Source organism: Quyinboa mangrovi, from assembly GCF_042219825.1.
Classification (GTDB): Bacteria; Bacteroidota; Bacteroidia; order Bacteroidales; family UBA5342; genus JBHJHP01.
In genome coordinates this window covers 235,189-254,233 of record NZ_JBHJHQ010000003.1, presented here as the reverse complement: position 1 = coordinate 254,233, position 19,045 = coordinate 235,189, and the positions used below count along the sequence as shown (strand labels likewise).

13 protein-coding genes are annotated in these 19,045 nt (G+C 34.2%); all 13 read right to left on the bottom strand.

Going from position 1 to position 19,045, the window contains the following annotated elements; all coding sequences use genetic code 11:
• Positions 1–92 precede the first annotated feature (92 nt).
• The 13 genes from ACE1ET_RS07135 to ACE1ET_RS07075 all read right to left on the bottom strand — a co-directional run bounded on the left by ACE1ET_RS07135 (position 93) and on the right by ACE1ET_RS07075 (position 18,963).
• The gene (locus ACE1ET_RS07135; protein ID WP_375727689.1) at positions 93–1,136 is read right to left on the bottom strand and encodes a glycosyltransferase family 2 protein; all 1,044 of its coding nucleotides are present in this window, start codon (positions 1,134–1,136) and stop codon (positions 93–95) included.
• A complete protein-coding gene (locus ACE1ET_RS07130) occupies positions 1,123–2,664 on the bottom strand; it encodes an oligosaccharide flippase family protein (protein ID WP_375727688.1) in 1,542 nt (513 codons plus the stop codon). Before ACE1ET_RS07130 ends, ACE1ET_RS07135 begins: the two co-directional genes overlap by 14 nt.
• A 75-nt stretch (positions 2,665–2,739) precedes the next feature.
• Positions 2,740–5,262, bottom strand: a complete 2,523-nt coding sequence (locus tag ACE1ET_RS07125) for an acyltransferase family protein (protein WP_375727687.1) — start codon at positions 5,260–5,262, stop codon at positions 2,740–2,742.
• Positions 5,255–6,208, bottom strand: a complete 954-nt coding sequence (locus ACE1ET_RS07120) for a polysaccharide deacetylase family protein (RefSeq protein WP_375727686.1) — start codon at positions 6,206–6,208, stop codon at positions 5,255–5,257. Before ACE1ET_RS07120 ends, ACE1ET_RS07125 begins: the two co-directional genes overlap by 8 nt.
• Before the next feature lie 88 nt (positions 6,209–6,296).
• Positions 6,297–7,034 (bottom strand): methyltransferase domain-containing protein, encoded by a 738-nt coding sequence (locus ACE1ET_RS07115; RefSeq protein ID WP_375727685.1) that lies wholly within the window; start codon positions 7,032–7,034, stop codon positions 6,297–6,299.
• Between the two features lie 181 nt (positions 7,035–7,215).
• Positions 7,216–8,538 carry an NAD(P)/FAD-dependent oxidoreductase gene (locus tag ACE1ET_RS07110; protein WP_375727684.1) on the bottom strand — a complete coding sequence of 441 codons (1,323 nt, stop codon included), beginning with the start codon at positions 8,536–8,538 and terminating at the stop codon, positions 7,216–7,218.
• Positions 8,539–8,595: 57 nt separating this feature from the next.
• Positions 8,596–10,311 (bottom strand): nucleotide sugar dehydrogenase, encoded by a 1,716-nt coding sequence (locus ACE1ET_RS07105; RefSeq protein WP_375727683.1) that lies wholly within the window; start codon positions 10,309–10,311, stop codon positions 8,596–8,598.
• Between the two features lie 154 nt (positions 10,312–10,465).
• A complete protein-coding gene (gene asnB, locus ACE1ET_RS07100) occupies positions 10,466–12,346 on the bottom strand; it encodes an asparagine synthase (glutamine-hydrolyzing) (protein WP_375727682.1) in 1,881 nt (626 codons plus the stop codon).
• A gap of 1 nt (position 12,347) precedes the next feature.
• The gene (locus ACE1ET_RS07095; RefSeq protein ID WP_375727681.1) at positions 12,348–13,547 is read right to left on the bottom strand and encodes a hypothetical protein; all 1,200 of its coding nucleotides are present in this window, start codon (positions 13,545–13,547) and stop codon (positions 12,348–12,350) included.
• A gap of 326 nt (positions 13,548–13,873) precedes the next feature.
• Complete coding sequence (locus ACE1ET_RS07090; protein ID WP_375727680.1) at positions 13,874–16,216, bottom strand: GumC family protein; 2,343 nt, start codon at positions 16,214–16,216, stop codon at positions 13,874–13,876.
• A gap of 34 nt (positions 16,217–16,250) precedes the next feature.
• Complete coding sequence (locus tag ACE1ET_RS07085; RefSeq protein WP_375727679.1) at positions 16,251–16,991, bottom strand: polysaccharide biosynthesis/export family protein; 741 nt, start codon at positions 16,989–16,991, stop codon at positions 16,251–16,253.
• A gap of 120 nt (positions 16,992–17,111) precedes the next feature.
• On the bottom strand, positions 17,112–18,512 hold the full coding sequence (locus ACE1ET_RS07080; RefSeq protein ID WP_375727678.1) for a sugar transferase: 1,401 nt from the start codon (positions 18,510–18,512) through the stop codon (positions 17,112–17,114).
• 184 nt (positions 18,513–18,696) lie between these two features.
• Positions 18,697–18,963, bottom strand: coding sequence for a transposase (locus ACE1ET_RS07075; RefSeq protein ID WP_375727677.1), 267 nt, complete (start codon positions 18,961–18,963; stop codon positions 18,697–18,699).
• Positions 18,964–19,045 lie beyond the last annotated feature (82 nt).

Here is a 19,045-nt window from a genome sequence, read left to right as displayed (position 1 = left end):
TTGATTACATGATTGACCTCTGGCATATATGACATCCATAAAATAAGTTATTTAAAAGTAATTGAAGCTTTTTTTATCTGCACATGTGAAACTCACATGTAAACTCTCTTCCTGTAATGTGGGAAGTTGAATAACCTGATAAGTACTAGTTTAAACTGAAACGGGAGTATTTGTAATACTCTGTAATAAATATGTTTATTTTTCTCGTATTTTGAAAAATGGGTGTATTCGGAAACATTTAATCTGGGATACGTTAAAATTTTTTTTGCATAATTTTTATACAAGGCTGATAATGTTGACGATACTTTTATTTTGAATACATACATAATTCCAAATCCTATTATTTCAAGCAATGCCTTCTCTTTAATAACCTGATTTGTCATTTTATCTAAAATTGCATATTCAGAAAGCACTATTTCCATGGCAATATCAGCGGTTTTCTGCGACAGGTTTTTCCCAAAGCTGGTTCTGGAAATACTTGTATCATGCAGGACATATTTATATGTAATATTTGGTAAGAGAACACAAGATGTGGCTATGTTAAATAGAAGAAATGAAAAGTGAAAATCTTCCATATATGGATGGGTACATTTAATGTCATTCTCCTTTAATAAGTTAACATTATAAAGTTTATTCCACATATAGGGCGAAATTGATATTCCATCCAGATAGATACTCTCTGTAAGCGGTGTGTCTTTAATTACTTTGAATTCCGGGTATATGAAATGATCACTTATAATCTCATGCTCGAGATTTACGGAAGAAGCGCCAACAAAATCTACATTATAAGCTAATATTGTATCAACAAGTAGGGATATGCAATCCGGACTTAGTATATCATCACTATCCATGAAAAAGATGTAATCTCCTTTAGCTAGCTCAATCGATTTATTTCTAACAAAACCTTGTCCAAGATTAACTGAATTACGAATGATCTTTACCTGCTGTTTTGTGTCTTTGATTATAGATTCAGCAATTTCGAATGCCTTTGTTTTGCCCTTGTCATCAATAATCAGTAACTCTATATTGGGATAGTCCTGACACAATACAGAATGTAAAGAAGCTTCAATATAATTGTCTCCTTCAAATACCGGGAAAGATACTGTGATTAATGGTAAGTGCTCAGTTTCTCCCATTCTTTACCAGTTTGCTTTTAAGATATAATAATTTAGACTTTAGCATTTTTTTTTCAGAGCCATTAAATCCAACATAATAAAAGAGTATACTAAATGAACCCATACTCAATAATGCAACATAGATAAACCTGGCAAGACCTGATGGTACAATACTAATTAGTATCATACAGATGATAATGGCTGAAGTAAAAGATATTACAAAACCTGACAGAACACGATTTATGAAGAATTTTATGGATAATTGGTATAATCTGTTTGCAAAATATGAAGCTGAGATCAATTTCATAACAGAAATAAACAGCATTGAGATGTATATTGCATATGGAGGAGCACCCATGTAAAAAGCAAGCAGGCTTATAGTAATAGATAATATTGACAGGATACTGTAAACTATTTGAAATTTTTTTATTCTGCCCGTAGCACCTATTGTTATTGCTAAAAAGATATATGTAGTATCAATTAAATTTACAATTAAGAGTAAGGTTATAAAAATCTCTGCATTTGGTGGAACCTCTTTAAGCCAAAACTTTAGGATATATGATGTTTCAAGGATGATAGGAAGAAATAAGATGGCTTCAACAAATAACATTGCTTTTGTGCCAAATATGATGGATTGAAATGTTGATTCTTTGTCATTAACACTGACGCTTTTTACGATAACAGGTTCTAAAGATTTGCTTATTTGAGGGCCTAGTGCTCCGGCCTGTCCACTGATCTGGTTGGCAATTCCCTGAGCTGCATTGGCAATAGGGCCAAAAAAGATATTAAGAATAATGCCCTGTCCATATTGAGCTATCATAGAAGAGCTGGATCCAAGAAAGCTCCAACCTGCAAATGAAGTCATTTCTTTCATTAGTTTTTTATCCCAATATTTCACAGCGGCAAATTTACATTCGTCATATTTTTTATGAACATATATACGTACAATTATGAGGGTAATAAGAGATATCCCCATCGTTAATACACCAAATACTATAAGTTTATCTTTTAAAGTGTAAACTACCACAAATGCAACTATTAATCTTAACACCGACTGCACTATTCCAATTATAGAGTAATATAACATGTTTTCATGTGCATTTAAGATAGCTTCGTACGGAACTGCTATTACCGTGAACATTGTACTTAAAATCATAAAATTGTATATTACTTTGGCGGCAAAGATTCTGTCTGGCTGAATATTTAAGAATCCATTAAAATAGACTTTGCCTACTGCATAAAGAACGATTCCAATGAGGATTGAAATTATAAAATGAAGGATAATACTTACATTAAATATTTTTATCTGCTTTTCATTATCTCCTTCTCCTAGTGCAAAAGACATAAACCTTTGAGAAGCACTTGTCATAGCAGCATTTAAAAATCCCAGCAAAGCAATTGCTCCTCCTACAACGTTAAAAATACCATAGTCTGTGGCCCCCAGAGCTTCTAATAGAATTCGGGTCGTATACAAAGAAATAAAAACAGTTACCCCCATACGCGCATAGAGGAAAAGTGTATTCTTAGCTACTCTGTTGGCTGTTCCCATTTATTGTATTATGAAGATAAATAGATGATTTGGTGAAAAACTATCATCGCTAAATGTGGTTAATATCATTTGATTTTATCCCGGTTTCTTTTCAGTTAAAAGACTATACATAAAATTCCCTATAACTCTGTGTCCTTCTTTATTCCAATGCCAGGAGTCCATAAAATATACGGGTTGTTTAGGATGTTTTTTTAATTCGGGTTTTAGATTTATTAACGCGATACTGGTCTCATTACAGATTGTCTGCAAATGTTGAAAAGGTTTGTCTAAATTAAATTTTTGGAGTGATTCTGCGCTGTTTAAAGGATAATATTTAATTTGCTCAGGCCTTGACACTTCAACCTGCGGGGGAGTGTACATCACAATGAATTGAGAACCATATTTATCGCAAGCATTTCCCATTTCTTCAAGAGTGCTTTCCATCTTTTTCATCGTACTATCTGCATAGAAGGGACCATCATTGTCATCATATAAAAACATAAAAGACAACTGGTAATCATATGCTGGAATAAATGAAGGTTTTATAACCTTTTTAATTGTACCGCTAGTTTTTAATACATAGCTCTGGATTTGATTGAAACTTAAATATTTTTTCTTTGATTTTAAATCACGTTTAGCTAATCCGATCTCAGTTAAGCGTTCTTTTCTGCTTGTATTTACTTCAATAAATTCATTAACAAAAAACTGCATGTAAACCTTTACAGGTTTAAAGACCGGTAAAAGTTCTTTTAACTGAGCCAGTTCTTCAATCGGCCCGTATCCTGTAACACCAGCATTAATAATGTTATATTTAAGACCTGCGCTATCCAGTTTGTTTTGCAATAGCCCTACGTAGCTGTTCTTGTATTCAAATGCTTCAGGCATCGTAAATGCATCACCCAGGATAAGGATATTTTGATATGTACTATCCTTAGTTCGATTCAATAATTCTTCCGGGAATGCCAAACCCAGTGAATTTGTAACCAGTGTGTAATCGTAATTATTATATTTTAGATGCGTGGTCTTATCAGGTATTAAACTGTAGATTCTTGTTGGATTAACCTCCAGTGCTGGAAGCTCACCCCACGATCCGGCTTCAAGCGGATAATTTTTTTTAATCCAACTTTCTGTACCTACAATTATAAAAGTTGCGATTAAAACACTTACAATACTGTTTATCCAGACATTTTGTGTTTTCCCGGGAATTAAAAGAACTAGCAAGATTAGGATTAAAAAAAGCGAAAGGGCTTTCCCATTTCCGGTAGTTACAAAGAACAGCGAATAAAAGATCGTTGAAAATGAAGCTATAGCTATGTTATTGGCCAGAGCGTAGTTGGCTTTGTGTTGTTTAATAATTGAAATTAATAATATTCCGTTTATAACAAGGAAGGCATCAAAGAGGGCAGATTGATAGTGCGATTGAATTCGCGGTTCAACGAAATACAATAGAAGTATTAAAAAGCCAAGATAAGAAAACAATAATAGAAGTGTAACAACAGATTTTATTTTTAGCTGAGGAAATCGAAAATTTGATATTCTTGATTCGATCCAGATTCCTGTAGCAATAAGTACAGCAAATAAGACCGCAGATGCAGCCATAACGTATTTGATGTTGTCAAAAGAATTCGCCCAGATGAATGCCATCTGATGTGTGAGATAAATTGAGAATGAATATGTGCCAATCCAGATTAGAGCACTGTTAAGGTATTTGGCATGTCTGGAAATTCCCTGATAAAATGTGTAAATCAAACCCGTTAATCCGGTAGCAATCATGAAGTTTGAAATAAGTGTTGTTTCAATAAATATTGAACATATAAAGCCGATAAGATAAACAATCATAGAAACTCCAAAAATGGTTGATGTTCCGGGGAGTGATTTAGTTGTTACTATATATTGCGCAATGAACATTCCAATTGCAAACTCAGCCAAACGAGTGCCAAAAAATGCGCCGTTCATCCACATGTACATGTCTCCAAACGGGTAATATCCAAGAATTCCAACCAGTCTGGACAGTATCGTAAATCCGATTGTAATCATTAGAAATATTAAAGGTTTTGTTCGCCTTAGTAGTATATATAATGCAGGAAATACGACGTACAATTGCAGAATTAATGTTATAAACCACCACGAAGGATTAATAAAGTAAAAAAGCGATTCTGAAAACCGCAGGCCCAATAAACTTAACAGGACATCAGGGGATCCTACATCTATTGCCTTGTTTTTAAAGAACAGAGATCCAAATATAACGATCAGATGTATACTGATATAAACCGGAAAAATTCGTAATAGCCGTTTTCTGTAAAAATCTGACAGCAGAAATTGTGGTTTGTTAAGACTTGAGAGTGTCAGTAATAAACCACTTAAAAGAATAAAGACACCTACGAAATTATCTCCAAGCCATCCCAGAAGATAAAAGATTCTTTCAATAAGGAACTGTCCTTGTGGCAGAATATTGCCCAGTCTGGTCATCAGGTCAGGCCAGTTATCTGATGGATTTGTGAACCAGTTGTAGGACCCTAGTGCCTCAACAAAATGGTTCAGTATGATACCAAGAATCGCAATTGCTTTGGCAACCGTGATCCATTCAAGTTTTTTAGAATGTTCCTTATTGCTAATCATTTAACTCTGTTTTGGCATGATTGCTCATATTTCCAAGGGAAAAATGCTTGCCAAGTTTTAGAATAACTTCCTTAAAAACATCTACTTTAACATCACTGGAAATATTCATCCCGGGGAAAAAGGCCAGTTGTTTAATCTGATCACCACCTATAAGGTCCAATGGATGAAGCAGAAAGCTGGGATGGGTCCCCGTTATTTTACACAAGATTATAGCGATATCTAAATACAACCGCATTAATGCTTTGGATATTCCACTCAGATATAACAGGTAACTCAAATGAAATGGAACTTTTATTAATGGAATGGTTGTTACCGGTATCTCCAGTATTTCCTTACCACTATTTAAATATTTAATATGAGGTTTTAACTTATAGAATCCATCTTTCAGATTTCCAAAAAGGTCACTTCTGTCCTTTTTTTCTTCTTTCGTCAGTTTAGCCGTCATAAAATAATACCGTCTGGCAAAAGGTCCAATCCAGGTTGGAAGCGTTGAAGCGTCATAGCTATAACCCATTTCATTCAATACTTCAAGTACATCGTTACTCCAGCTAAATCCGGGTCCCCTGAAACCAATCGGTTTTTCTCCAGTAGCTTGTATTATTGCTTTTTCCGCTTTTCCTAATTCATTTCTGATCTCCTCTTTGGAGTATTTATGCAACCAGGATTCGTGATGAAAGGAGTGGTTGCCCACTTCATGACCACGGTCCGTGATCATTTTTAGATATTTTTCATTTTTGGGTAATATCGCATCCTGTCCAACGATAAAAAAAGTGATCTTTAAATTGAGATCATCAAGAACCTTTAAAACATGCGGAATGAAAATGTCCAAATAGCTAGGAAAATCTTCCCATCCTTTATCCCCATGTATCTTCATATAAGACCACTGGTTATCCAGATCAAGAGATATACTGGCTATTGGTTTTTTATTACTGTCAGAGTGTTTCAATGTTAGAGTGTTTTAATGCTGAAGAGTTTTAATGTTGCCACGTTCTCCATTTTTATGTTCCTGATTTTGTGAAACTGCAGGCAATGGATTATGGTGTAGTGAAATCATTATTCATCCTTTGAAAAAGACTCCATGAAATGTCTATTTCATAGGTTTGAACCGACTTGCTTAAAGTTTGACTTAGCATTTCTTTTAACCGAAGCATATAGTCATTATCAGAATGATGCCTCTCCAACAGATTAATCGCAACATCAATCATGATATTACTATTGGTATACCCGGTTTCAATCAGACTAAAACCTGCATTTGAGAAGCTTTCTGTAAGCGTGGACTGAGATAACCAACCCAGAAAATTATCATCGTGTGAATCATCTTTAATATCATTGACATGTCCGTTAATAAATCTGTCAAGATTCCAGTTCTCAATGAGTACATAACCGTTTGGATTCATGATATTGTACATTTTAGAGATTGCATTTTTCAAATTGAAAAATTGAGAGACAGGCTGAATAAAGGAAATCAGATCATATTTCCCCTTTACATCAAAAATTTCGAAACAAGAGTTTATTATTCTTAGGTTTAATTCTCTGATTCCGAAATCAGTCATGTTCTTGTCTGATTCTATTCCGATAACGTCCCATCGGTTGTTTGAAAAACCCTGCATAAAAAATCCGCCGGCAGCACCAATATCAAGCATTTTGCCTGGGTTAGTATATTTATTAAGAATTCCGGCATAATATTCGCCGTTCCTGATAATATTTTCGCCTTCCGCAAAATATTTTGAAATATTAAAACTGAATCCTCTTGAGTATTCTTCGTAATACACGCTACAGTTGTTTAAAAATAATTTAGAATAAGTTTTGTATTAAATTGTAAGGATAATTTTTTGGTAGACATTGATTTCAATTCATCAATGAATGTAAATACAACAATCACTTTTTATCTGAATCAAAATTTATTTACCAATCTCTTTTATAATGAAGTAAAATAAAGCGGGATATTAATTATTATTCTGCACCATTAATACCGGAAAGGATGGCACTTAATTTATTTTCTGCTAATTGTATGGTCTCATTAATATTTAATGTCCCATTAGTAATATGAGCGGAATTTAACAAGTACAGACCTTTTACAGATGATTCTACAGGAGGAAGACTGTTTGAATATCCTAATTTATTCAATGCAAATACATTTCTCGCTCTGGCAATTTCTACATGTTCAATGTCGTTCAGATGCAGGTGCGGGTACATTTTTAATAAATAATCTAAAAACATATCTGAAATCTCTTTGTCCGTCTTTTCAAAATACGGGTCATTCGATTGTAAATATTTTGGCAAGTATATTAGATGTTTATCACTAAAATCTCTTTTATCTACCAGAGCTGTCATTTCAATAACACCAGTGAACGGAACACCTGAATCTGTAATGTTAGTCACATAATAAGGTGATATAGCTTTTTTAAGAATTACATTTGGACAAATTACCCCAAGATATTCAATATCACTATGTTTTTGAATTTCTTCATCACTCAAGTCAGGCACCATTCCGGGAATGAACGAAGATGGAATTGTATTAATAATATTGTCAAATTTATAGTTTGATCCGTCGGTAAATTCAATGTTCACCTGATCATCGTCTCTGTAAATAGATTTAGCTTTAAATCCTGATTTTAGCTCAATGTTTTCTGCTTTTAACCTTGTGCTAAAGACATCAAGTATTCTTGCGTAGCCACCAGGTAAATAACCAAACATTTCCTTTTTCAAGCCGCTTTTTCTGGCTGAATACATACGTTGTATAGTGGCCCATATAAATGCTGCAGATGTGTTTTTATAGGTGTCACCCAGTTTTGCCCGTAATAGTGGAAGCCAGATCTTTTCAAACGTATTTTTACCGGATAGGCGTTTGAGAAACTTTTCGACTGTTATTCTCTCAAGTCTTTTCCAGTTTTTAAGTTTTGAAGTGTAGAATATAGTCCCTCCTAACCGTAACTTATCCAGGATATTTAACGGGGGAAATTTGAGAAATTCGAAGGTGTTCGACATAGAATACAGTTTCCCTTCGGTATAAAAACCGGTTTTTGTTTCTACCCACCTCATTTCGTTTTCAAGATTCAGATCTTTTAAAAGATTTCTGGTATAGGTATCAGACAAAAGAATAACATGATAGAATTTATCCCACGTAATTCCATCAATATTCCAGGCACTTGCCAGGCCTCCGAAGTTGGGAGCTGCGTCAAACAGGGTGACTTTATAACCTTTTTGAGAAAGACGGAATGCAAGGGTCATACCTAACATTCCTCCGCCAATAATTCCAAATGTTTGTTGTTTCATATTTCAGACCTCCCCCTTTGTTTCCCCCTCCTTATAAGGGTGGGGGTGGGGGTGGTATTATAATGTTTCGATTACAGGTGAAATTTGTGCATTGTAAGCATACTCAACAAGTTTTGACTGAAACTTATGGTACGAATATATTTGTTCAATTTTACCAGGGTTGACAATTTCACATCCGGTTGAACAGGTTGAGGCTAAATGTTGGACATCTTTAAATTTAGCTTTGTTAAACTCAGTATCTGCATAATGCGAATTTAAAAAGTCTATTAGAGACTTAACTTCATTTGCAACACCGGTTTCACAAGCTAAAAAACTGTTAAAAACGAATTCAACAAATTCATCGGATGGCTCTTCCTGCCCTCTACCTATACCGCAATAGGGTATTTCAAGTTTTCGAACAGTTTCGGAGTTATATATATTGCATCCGTCAAAAATTCCTTTGTTTGATTTATTCGAGATTACTGCGTCTGCATGATCCAGATAATATTTATGTGATGTGCATAAAAATGTATATTCGGCATTATTTAATGCAGTATCAAAATCATTAGTAAAAATACTTTCAAATCCGTATTTCATAAGGTTTTGATCATCTGGTTTTACAAATGGATCATGGATTGTTACAGAACAACCTTTTTCTATCAGAAGTTTAGCCAGTTCAAGAGTGGGGGAGTTCCTCGTATCCTCTGAGTTAAAACGATAGGCAGCACCTAAAAGGACTATCTTTTTACTGTTCAGTGATCCAAAGGTTCTTTCTGCCAGTTCAATACTCTTTAGTGGTGCTTCATCGTTTATGGCTCTTGAACCTACGATTAAGCTGTTCGTTGAATTGTGTTCTTTTTCAATTTTCCGCCACCACAAAAGAATACCATCCTTCGGTAAACAATGCCCTCCAACGCCAATCATTGGAATTAATAAACCACCAGAAGGGACTGCATTTGGATCAGCAGTAGCATTATCCGACTGTGAAAGTCTATTATTAATACTATCTCTTAACCTGAAAAAGTTGATGTTGTGATCATCGCAATATCTTACAATTTCAGCGGAGAATGCAATTCGTACATCTCTGTAAGCGTTTTCCAGTGTTTTTTCAATCTCTGCAGTCAGACTGTTAGTAGTAAATAACGTGCCTTTCTTTACAATGTGGGAATAAACTTCCTTAATCATCCTGGGCGTTTCCGGTTGAAGGCCACCAATTAATTTATCTGAAGCTGCTACACGTTCCACCAATCTACCCGGCATTACACGGTTAGGGCTGTTACCCAAAAGAATATCTTTTCCTTCAACTAACCCAAATTTTGCAAAATGATCCTTCATCACAGTCATCATGGATGATGGGGCTAAAGTTGATTCAAACACAATGATTGGCTTTTTATATGCAGGTTTGTTTTGGAGGGCTTCTGCCAGGCTGGTTAATCCCCCAAGCATAGGCCCGTAGTCAGGTTCAAGCCCTTTTTTATCAGTTTGTATGGACACCAGAATCAAATCTGCGTCTACGATATCATTAAAATCATGTGATGCACTAAGGATTCCTTCTTTCACACTTTTTTCAACAATATCATTTAATTCAGGCTCTATTCCTCCAATTACTGATTTTCCGGAATTGATCGCATCAACTTTCCAACCGGAGTTTTCTGAATTCCGCTGGATTACAACCACTTTAGCAGGCTGATTTGTTCCAATCTTTATTTTTGCATCTGCCAGTAATGCAGCCATTGGCATTCCAACAATACCGGGACCTACAACACCAATCTTTTCAACTTTCCAGTTATTCATATTCTAAATATAGTGTTTTTAAATTTTAGCTTTGTTTCAAAATGTTTTATTGTTCGTCTTTACGAATTATTCGTTAAAATAGCGAAGTAATCCCTTTCTATGAGGTATGAAATTACTTTATGGTACTTAGTATTCCTTACAAAAACGACAGCTTTTAATTATCAATAAAGGTTGTGAACCACAATTCAAGTGATAGAAGCCCCCATAATGATCTTCCAAAGGACCTTTCAGACTTAATCAGGTCTTCTATTGATGCGTGATTAAAGATCCCTCTCTCTTTGCTTCTCTTTGAGAGGAGAATATCATGGATGAAATCAGACGCACCGTTTTTTGCCCATAAATGAAGGGGTACAGGAAATCCCATTTTGTCTTTTCTGTTTTTTATTGATTCAGGTAAAATATCGTTTGTTGTCTTTTTTAACAGATATTTCATTCCCGCACCTTTATACTTCATGGCAGGTGGCATCTTGGCAACCAAATCTACAATTCTTCTGTCCAATAGAGGAACTCTTGATTCCAGAGAAACAGACATGCTGACCCTGTCTTCCACCTGTAACAAACCCAGCAGGCTTCCAAACATGTCAAAATGGGGCATCTTATTGTAATAGGACAACGTATCAGGGTGATTAAACAACTTTTGAAACCGTTCAAATACTGCTTCTTTATTAAATGTATTCTGAAAATCATTTGTAAAATATGACAGGCTGCTTCCACTTCGGTCAAGCAAATGGAAATACCTTCTGTCCATGGGCTCAAAAGCCCCTTTCTCCCAGAATTCGCGCATCATTGGAACATATCTGTGAATGTACGGCAAATTTGGTATTATTGATTCCAGAGATACAATATGCTCTCCTTCTTCAGTGGATTCAAACATAGCACCTTTCATAGCTTGTTCAAAATAGGCTATCATGTAACGTGCATACCCGCCGAAAATTTCATCACCTCCCTGACCTCCCAAGACAACAGTTACATTTTCCTTTGCCAGTTTAGAAACCATGAATTGGGGGAATATACCAGGTCCGGCAACCGGTTCATCCAGTTGATAAATAAGTTTCTGTAAGTTATCCGTAAAGTCTCTCTGAGTTGGATAGATTTCAAAATACTGACCATTAACCTCTCTGGAAACTTCTTTCGCGAATGATGTTTCATCAAAATCCAAACCTTCTCTGAATGCACCTGTAAATGTTTTTAATCTTCCATCATAATATTTGGAGGCAAGAATTGTAACAATCGATGAATCCATTCCCCCACTTAAATATGTCCCCAGGGGCACATCACTGCGAAGTTGAATCTTAATGGTATCTTCCAAAAGACTTCTTAATTCTTCTGTAAAATAAAGTTCTGTATGATGTTTATCAACATGAAAGTTAGGCTCCCAATAGCAAATTTGTTTGGTTCTATAATTATTCAGATCAATCAACATGTAATGTCCCGGAAGTACTTTATAAATGTTTTCAAACATTGTATTCTGACCCAGTGCGAACTGAAAAGTCAGGTATTCCTGTAGTGATGCGTAATTAGGTACTGCGCTGACAGATGAATGCTTCAACAGAGCCTTTATTTCTGAGCCGAAAATAAAATGTTCCTCAGAATTAAAATAATACAAAGGCTTAATCCCAAAATGATCTCTGGCAATAAAGATATTTGATCGTTTTGTATCATGAATCACAAAAGCAAACATACCATTCAGGTAGTTCAGGCAATCTGTTCCGTATTCATCGTACATCTTTAAAATAACTTCAGTATCTGAATTCGTTTCAAACTGATACCCTTTTTGTTTTAAAGACTCCCTTAATTCAACATAATTATATATTTCTCCATTAAACACAATAGTGCTATCTGATGAAGTCATTGGTTGATGACCACTCTTTAAGTCGATAATTGAAAGACGTTTATGTCCCAGGCCAACATTCTTTGACACATAATAGCCTTCATCATCAGGCCCCCGATGCGCAATTCTGTTTGCCATCTTTCTAAGTTGTTGCTCAGTAACACTTTTCTGTGTTTTATCTAATATTCCGACGATACCGCACATTTTATTTCCTGGTAATTTTTCTTAATCGGTAAAGATTATTGAAGTTTTTACTTTCAACAACATTAAATTTATCCACAATATACATGTCAAGTAGATTAAAATTCACTTTACACTGAAATCGTTTTTCTAAGGATGCTTCATATGTGGGATTCACCTCATTATCGATTATCAAGAATGTGTTTACGCTATCCAACTCAGCGAAGAATTTTGTTAGGTCACTTTCATTTTTTATAAACCAGCTGGGGTGATCGTACTGAATAGATAAATCTATTTCATTTGGAATGGAGTATAGTTCTCTTTTTTTATCTATAAAACTATACAGAATTTTAATGTCACCCGTATAAAACAAAATTGGATTATTCTCATGGTCCGTTGAATTTATATATTCTGAGATATTAGTCAAATCTTCATCTTTCCCAAATTCTGGTGCCTTGGACAATACATTCCCAATATTGAACAACATAAGCATTATGATAATTACTGTCCTAAGATTCTTATCGACTATCATATAGATAACAATAAAAAAGATTATTATAAATGGGGTAAGAAGGAATATGAAATGGCGGGGACTTGCAGTTGCCATTCCTAACTTAAACAGAAGGAAATGAATTATTAAGATTGTGGCTGATATTAATATAAGATTATACTTTTCACTGGTGAATAAGGTTCTAATTAAAGCTTTAAATTTTGGAAAAACAGAGATAATGATTAATATGATGAATGTTAAAAACAAAACAAAGTTCAACACATTGGAATGGAATACCTTCGGAATTGGAACAATGAAATCTCTAATAAAACGGAACCAGTACATGATGTAATCAGAAATGCTGTAAATCTTATTTACAGTCATGAATGAAATCTGATCGGGGATAAATAAAATATATGGTAACAAACTCAAAACCGGAATGATCATATCAATAAGGTATAGGAAAGCAACTTTTCTGTTGTTAAAATGTAAAAAAATGAAATTCAGAAAAAGAATAATTGCCAGATAGTATTGTGTGTGAATGGATAATACGGAAAGTATAATGAAAAATACTCTCCTTAAGGGAGTAATCTTATCTGATAAATATACCTTTTTGAAGTAAATTAATAGCAACAGAGAGAATAGCAAAATCATAGCGTAAACTCTTATTTCAAGTCCAGCCCAGATTAACATCGGATTGAATGCAAAGAAAACAGTAGTTACAATTGGATTCAATTTTGACCGGGTTAATTTTAAATAGGTATAAAAAACAGGGATTGATGCGGTAGCACACAGTATTGAGAAAAGACGCGCAAAAAAAATGGAACTGTTAATTTTTCTCCAGATCGTAAGGAGTAAAAAATACAGAGGAGGCTGACCTTCAAAAATAACAGATCTTCTAACAGATTCAGGAATACTCTGCATGGTAGTATTCAGTGTAAATCCTTCATCAAGCCATATGAAAATTCTGCTCCCTATTATTACTTCGGTTAGAAAAAATACCAAGGTAATAAGGAGTACATAATGTTTTTCTTTCATATTCAGTTTAAAGGGAGAAGCAATCAGGAATATTTCTCAGAGTATACGCCATATCCTTTTTTAACATACCCCTTGGAAATCTGACTTCCGTTCAGTCCGTTGACAAGTACAGAAACGTTTTCAAGTTTATTTAACTGAACAACATTATCCAGTTCCTGTATGTTTTTGCGCCTGGACTTGTTAATCCTTACAACAATCAGGGTTAAATCTGCCAGGTTACTTGTAATTAACCCATCTGAAACAAGTGAGAATGGTGCGTTATCAAGAATGATAAAGTCAAATTTGGATTTTGCTTCCCGAATAAATTCAGATAACCGGGTTTTTTCAAGCAATTCAGTTGGATTGGGAGGAACTTCTCCTGCCGGAGTAAAATATAAATTTCCAACTTTAGTTTCAATAATTACATCATTAAAACCCAAATTCCCAGATAGAAAGTCCGTAAGTCCTTTTGTATCCTTTGTATCAAAAATAACATCCAATTTAGGTTTTCTGATGTCAGCTCCAACAAGTAATACCTTCTTATCATTCATTGCAAATATTGCAGCTAAATTTGAGGATACGAAGGATTTCCCTTCGCCTGGCATCATAGAGTTAACAGAAATTACGGCATGTCCGTTTTCATGAACAAGTTTTTTAATCCGGTAACGTAAAGCTCTGAAGGATTCTGCCAAACCAGATCGGGGATTTTTTATTACGGGTAGTTTATCTTTTGTTGTTGAGAGAATAATTCCGTCAATCACAGGTAATTCTGTTAATCTATCCACTTCATCTTTTGTGCGAACTGTGGAACTGAAAGTCTCTAATAAATAAATGATTAAAAATGGTATAGCCAAACCTACTCCTAAGCCTATTGCCACTGTATTTTTCATATTGGGCCCAATCTGAGTTGCAGATTCAGGTAACGCTTTATCAATAACCTGAACCTTGGGGGCTGTTGATGCCTGTGATAGTTCAGCTTCTGCCTTTTTCTTTAACATGTAATTATACATGGTACTATTCAATTCAAACTCCCTTTGGATACCAATCAGTTCTTTTTCCGTCTTTGGGAGTTTTTCCAAACGGGCCTGTATTTCCCTGTTTCTTTTGTTTATTTCTGAAATCTCAGATTTTGTATTTGAAATTAAGTTATTAAGATTCTCCTTTAAACTATTTTTTATTAAGTTAATTTCCTTCTCAACTAAAATATAACTCGGGGACTTTTCTTTTACACTGTATGATAGTATCTCTCTTCGATTATATAATTCTGTTAACTTTGTTAACATGGCTTCCAGGTTGTTGTCATCTATTCCTGCAACAGAAGGAGTACTAATTTGCTTTATCTTATCCGAATCATCGATATAATTTTGAATGTTTGTATAGTAATTTAAACGCATATTAGCATCATAACGTTCGGATTCTATATCTTCGAGTTTCTTATATATAAAATCAGCCTCTTGACTAAGGTCAACAACTTGATTCTTACTGCGATAATCCGTAAATGCTTTTTCTGATCTATCCAGTGAATCTTTCAATTTTGTTAACTGATCGGAAATAAAACTTACAGAGTTTTCAGCATCACGTTCTTCTTCTTCCAGTCCTAACGTGATAAACACAGAGTTTAATTCATTCAAAAAATCCGCTTCTTTTTGAGGATTTGTCCCGGTTAGAGTCATTTGAATGACATCAGAATTTGTATTTGTAACATCTACCTGAACTTTTTTTAAATAATTCTGTGCCATCCGATTAAAGTTATTAAACACAAAATAAAAGTTCCCTTTGGGGCCACTTTCATTTCTATATAAAATAAAATTGTAGTATTCATTTACAAATGGTTGACCAAAAACACCACTTTTTTCAAATTTTATCTCTTTTTCTTCACCATCAATATTCGCTTTACCATCTACATTCACTATGAAGCTTTCATCATCTTTGATGGAAACATTAACTGCTATACTGTGAATATTTTTTGCATTTAATGGGATTGCAATTTCTGCAGGAGTCGTTCCATACACTTCTTTATCGTAATATTTCCCTTTTGTGAACCAACTTACCTGCCAGTTCAGGTTCTCCAATGCCTTTCTGTAATTGGTATAGGATTGAAGTATCTCCAATTGATTAGACATATTTGAATTTGTGGAACTTCTAAATATATTATCCACTGATATGCTGGACTTTAACGGATTGCTTTCGCCTTTTACTATAATTTTTGTAGATACTTCATAGGTTGGAGGTGTAGATTTATATTTTGCAAAACCTAATATTATACCAATCACACTAAGAGCTATAAACCAGGGCCATCTCTTCAGATATCTGTAAATAACTTCACTGTCATCTTGTAAAAGTTGCTTTTCAATTGTGTAAACGGTACTATCTTCTTTTTTCATCATTAAAATTTTAACTTAAATATTAGAAAGAAAACCCTTAGTTCCCTAAATCTATTGGTTGATATAGAAATTGTAATCCAACTAATGTACTTATGGTTGATAAAATTAATTGATAGGTTTGAACATTTAAACTATATTTTTTATTGAAACCTGGTTTTACATAAATCATATCATTGGGATACAAATAGTATGCTTCTGAACTGAAAGCTTTTTTATTAGTTAAATCAATATTGTAAATTTCATTAGTATTATTTTTTTGTCTGATAATATATACATTTCTAATATTCGCTTCATCTGTAATCCCCCCAGCCATTGTAATTGCATCCAGTATAGTCATTGATCCTTCATAATAATAGTAAATACCAGGTTTATTTACTTCTCCACTAATTTGAATTTTGAAACTTAACAACTTGACTGCTACAACAGGGTCCTGCAAATATTCATTAGCTTTGACGTATATTTTGTTTTTAGCTTCGTCAAGAGTCAAATTCATTATATTTATGGTACCTAATATTGGTAAAGTTATGTTGCCTACGGAGTCCAGTTGATAGCCATTAATGTATAACCCAACTTCATTTCCATACATCTGCGTAGTTCCGGTCATCATGTTTCCGGTTTGACCTGATGTACTAAATAATATATTTACTTCAGGATCTAAAGTTTTAATGTTAATATACAAGTTGTCATTTTGTCGTAATTTATATTCTGATATCATATTTTTACTAGGGATTATTACTTCTCTGTTAGAAATATCTTGCAGATATGTTATATCTTTCATACTCCTACAGGAGAGCAAAGAAACCAGAATTAAAAATAACAGGAGATTGGTGGGCTTTTTCATTTTTTCTTATTGAAGTTTGACATGTTTACATTTAAAAAACGTGTTAATATTTTAGTTTTATTGTCCATCTCCGGTTAAAACGACTTTAACTGTTTTAAGTAGGATAATAAAATCAAGTTTTAGCGACCAATTGTCAATATACTGCATGTCCATTTTCATCCATTCATGAAACGGGATATTGTTACGACCTGACACCTGCCAGATACAGGTTATCCCCGGTTTCATACTTAAACGTCTGGATTGCCAGCGAATATATTGTTTAACTTCCGATGGAAGAGGCGGTCTTGGCCCCACTATAGACATATCACCTCTTAGTACATTAATAAACTGAGGGAGTTCATCTAAAGACGTTTTTCTAAGGAAACGTCCTATCCTTGTAATTCTTGGATCATTTTTGATTTTAAATACAGGGCCTTCCTGTTCATTCAGATGCATTAATTTAGCTTTCAGTTCTTCGGCATTGGTTACCATAGTTCGAAACTTTAAGCAATCGAAGTTTCTGCCGTGTAATCCAAGTCTCTTTTGTCTGAAAAATACCGGGCCGCCATCCAGTTTTATTAATCCGGCTATGATCAGCATTAACGGAGAGACTAGAGTTAAAACAATAGCAGAGAATGCGACATCGCTGAACGCTTTCATCTTCAATGCCAAATAATTGTCGGGCGTATTTCTGAATGTTAAAAAAGGCATCTGGCTGAGATAGGATACTTTCGATTGTACTTTCACAAAACTTAATAGTTGTGACTGCATTCTGAAAACTACCCCAACTTCGGCACAAGTATAAATGTAATTCTGGATTTCATTCTGATCGAAAAAACTTTTACAGTATATGACCTCTTCAATAGCCACATTATCTATGATTTCAGATAATTGTGCATCTGGTTGGTATATTTTACATTCCCGTTTATACTTAGAAATTATATGCTCATCCTTAGTCATAATTCCATAAATCTTATATCCCCAGTCCGGAATCTCCACTAACCTTTCAATGAAATAGTCGGAGTGTTCATCAGCAATTATCAATACCAATCTGGTATTGTAACCCCTACGCCTGAAAAACTTCATTGTTGAATAAAGGAAAAATTTAAATGAGAATAAGGCAAGTAAATTTAAGAGTGCAAATACTCCCAGTACTCCCCTTGAAATATTGTTGAAATCCAATAATACAATGGCTGTATACAGTAATATATTCCCTACCAGAAGCGCAGTAAAATATTCCAGAAAGAGTGTCGAATACATTTTGAACCGTAACATCTTCCCAAGACCAAACTGATCTAGTAAAATAAACCAAATTAGCACAACCAAAATTGTTAAATACTGGTAATCTGTCACATCTTTGGGCAATGGCCGAATAAACTTGTCAGACAACCAATGTGCTGCTATAAATGTTGCAACGGTTAATAAGACCTGAATAAAGACGCTCGATTTTTCAAGGATGGGTTCACGCTCTTTAATCATGATTAAGATATTTTTTGTTATGTTGAGGATGATGGGTTTTACAATATAGAGAAGTACCAGTATCACAACCGGCATCAGGGTCAGAAAACAAATTTAAGATTTTATATTTAATATTAATCACTTGTGTAAATTTTATTAATATAACCAGATTTACTAAATCTGAAAATGTGTGATATATAATATCTTATAAAAGTTTCTCAAGTTTTTTACGTAAAGACATGTTTTCCAGACTGAGCTCCGCAAACATGCGTTTCAGCCTGTCATTTTCTTCTTCCAGTTCGAGTATTCTACAGTTTTCGGCAAGATTTAAACCTTCGTACTTTTTCTTCCAGTTATAAAATGTTGCCATGCTGATACTATACTTTTTAAGTATATCCTGAACAGATAATCCGACTTCATGTTCCCGGAGAATCTTTTTAATCTTTGATTGAGGAAATTTTGGTTTATTCATGCTGAAATCTTTATCTAAGAGTTTCTTCTAATAGTATTTTATTTATCAAATAAGATTCGAAATTTCGCTAAAAGACACAGGC

What these genes read in the sequence shown, in the direction of transcription:
- ACE1ET_RS07135 (WP_375727689.1), bottom strand. Translation starts at nt 1,136, where the DNA reads ATGGGAGAAACTGAGCACTTACCATTAATCACAGTATCTTTCCCGGTA.
- ACE1ET_RS07130 (WP_375727688.1), bottom strand. Translation starts at nt 2,664, where the DNA reads ATGGGAACAGCCAACAGAGTAGCTAAGAATACACTTTTCCTCTATGCG.
- ACE1ET_RS07125 (WP_375727687.1), bottom strand. Translation starts at nt 5,262, where the DNA reads ATGATTAGCAATAAGGAACATTCTAAAAAACTTGAATGGATCACGGTT.
- ACE1ET_RS07110 (WP_375727684.1), bottom strand. Translation starts at nt 8,538, where the DNA reads ATGAAACAACAAACATTTGGAATTATTGGCGGAGGAATGTTAGGTATG.
- ACE1ET_RS07105 (WP_375727683.1), bottom strand. Translation starts at nt 10,311, where the DNA reads ATGAATAACTGGAAAGTTGAAAAGATTGGTGTTGTAGGTCCCGGTATT.
- asnB (WP_375727682.1), bottom strand. Translation starts at nt 12,346, where the DNA reads ATGTGCGGTATCGTCGGAATATTAGATAAAACACAGAAAAGTGTTACT.
- ACE1ET_RS07090 (WP_375727680.1), bottom strand. Translation starts at nt 16,216, where the DNA reads ATGATGAAAAAAGAAGATAGTACCGTTTACACAATTGAAAAGCAACTT.
- ACE1ET_RS07085 (WP_375727679.1), bottom strand. Translation starts at nt 16,991, where the DNA reads ATGAAAGATATAACATATCTGCAAGATATTTCTAACAGAGAAGTAATA.
- ACE1ET_RS07080 (WP_375727678.1), bottom strand. Translation starts at nt 18,512, where the DNA reads ATGATTAAAGAGCGTGAACCCATCCTTGAAAAATCGAGCGTCTTTATT.
- ACE1ET_RS07075 (WP_375727677.1), bottom strand. Translation starts at nt 18,963, where the DNA reads ATGAATAAACCAAAATTTCCTCAATCAAAGATTAAAAAGATTCTCCGG.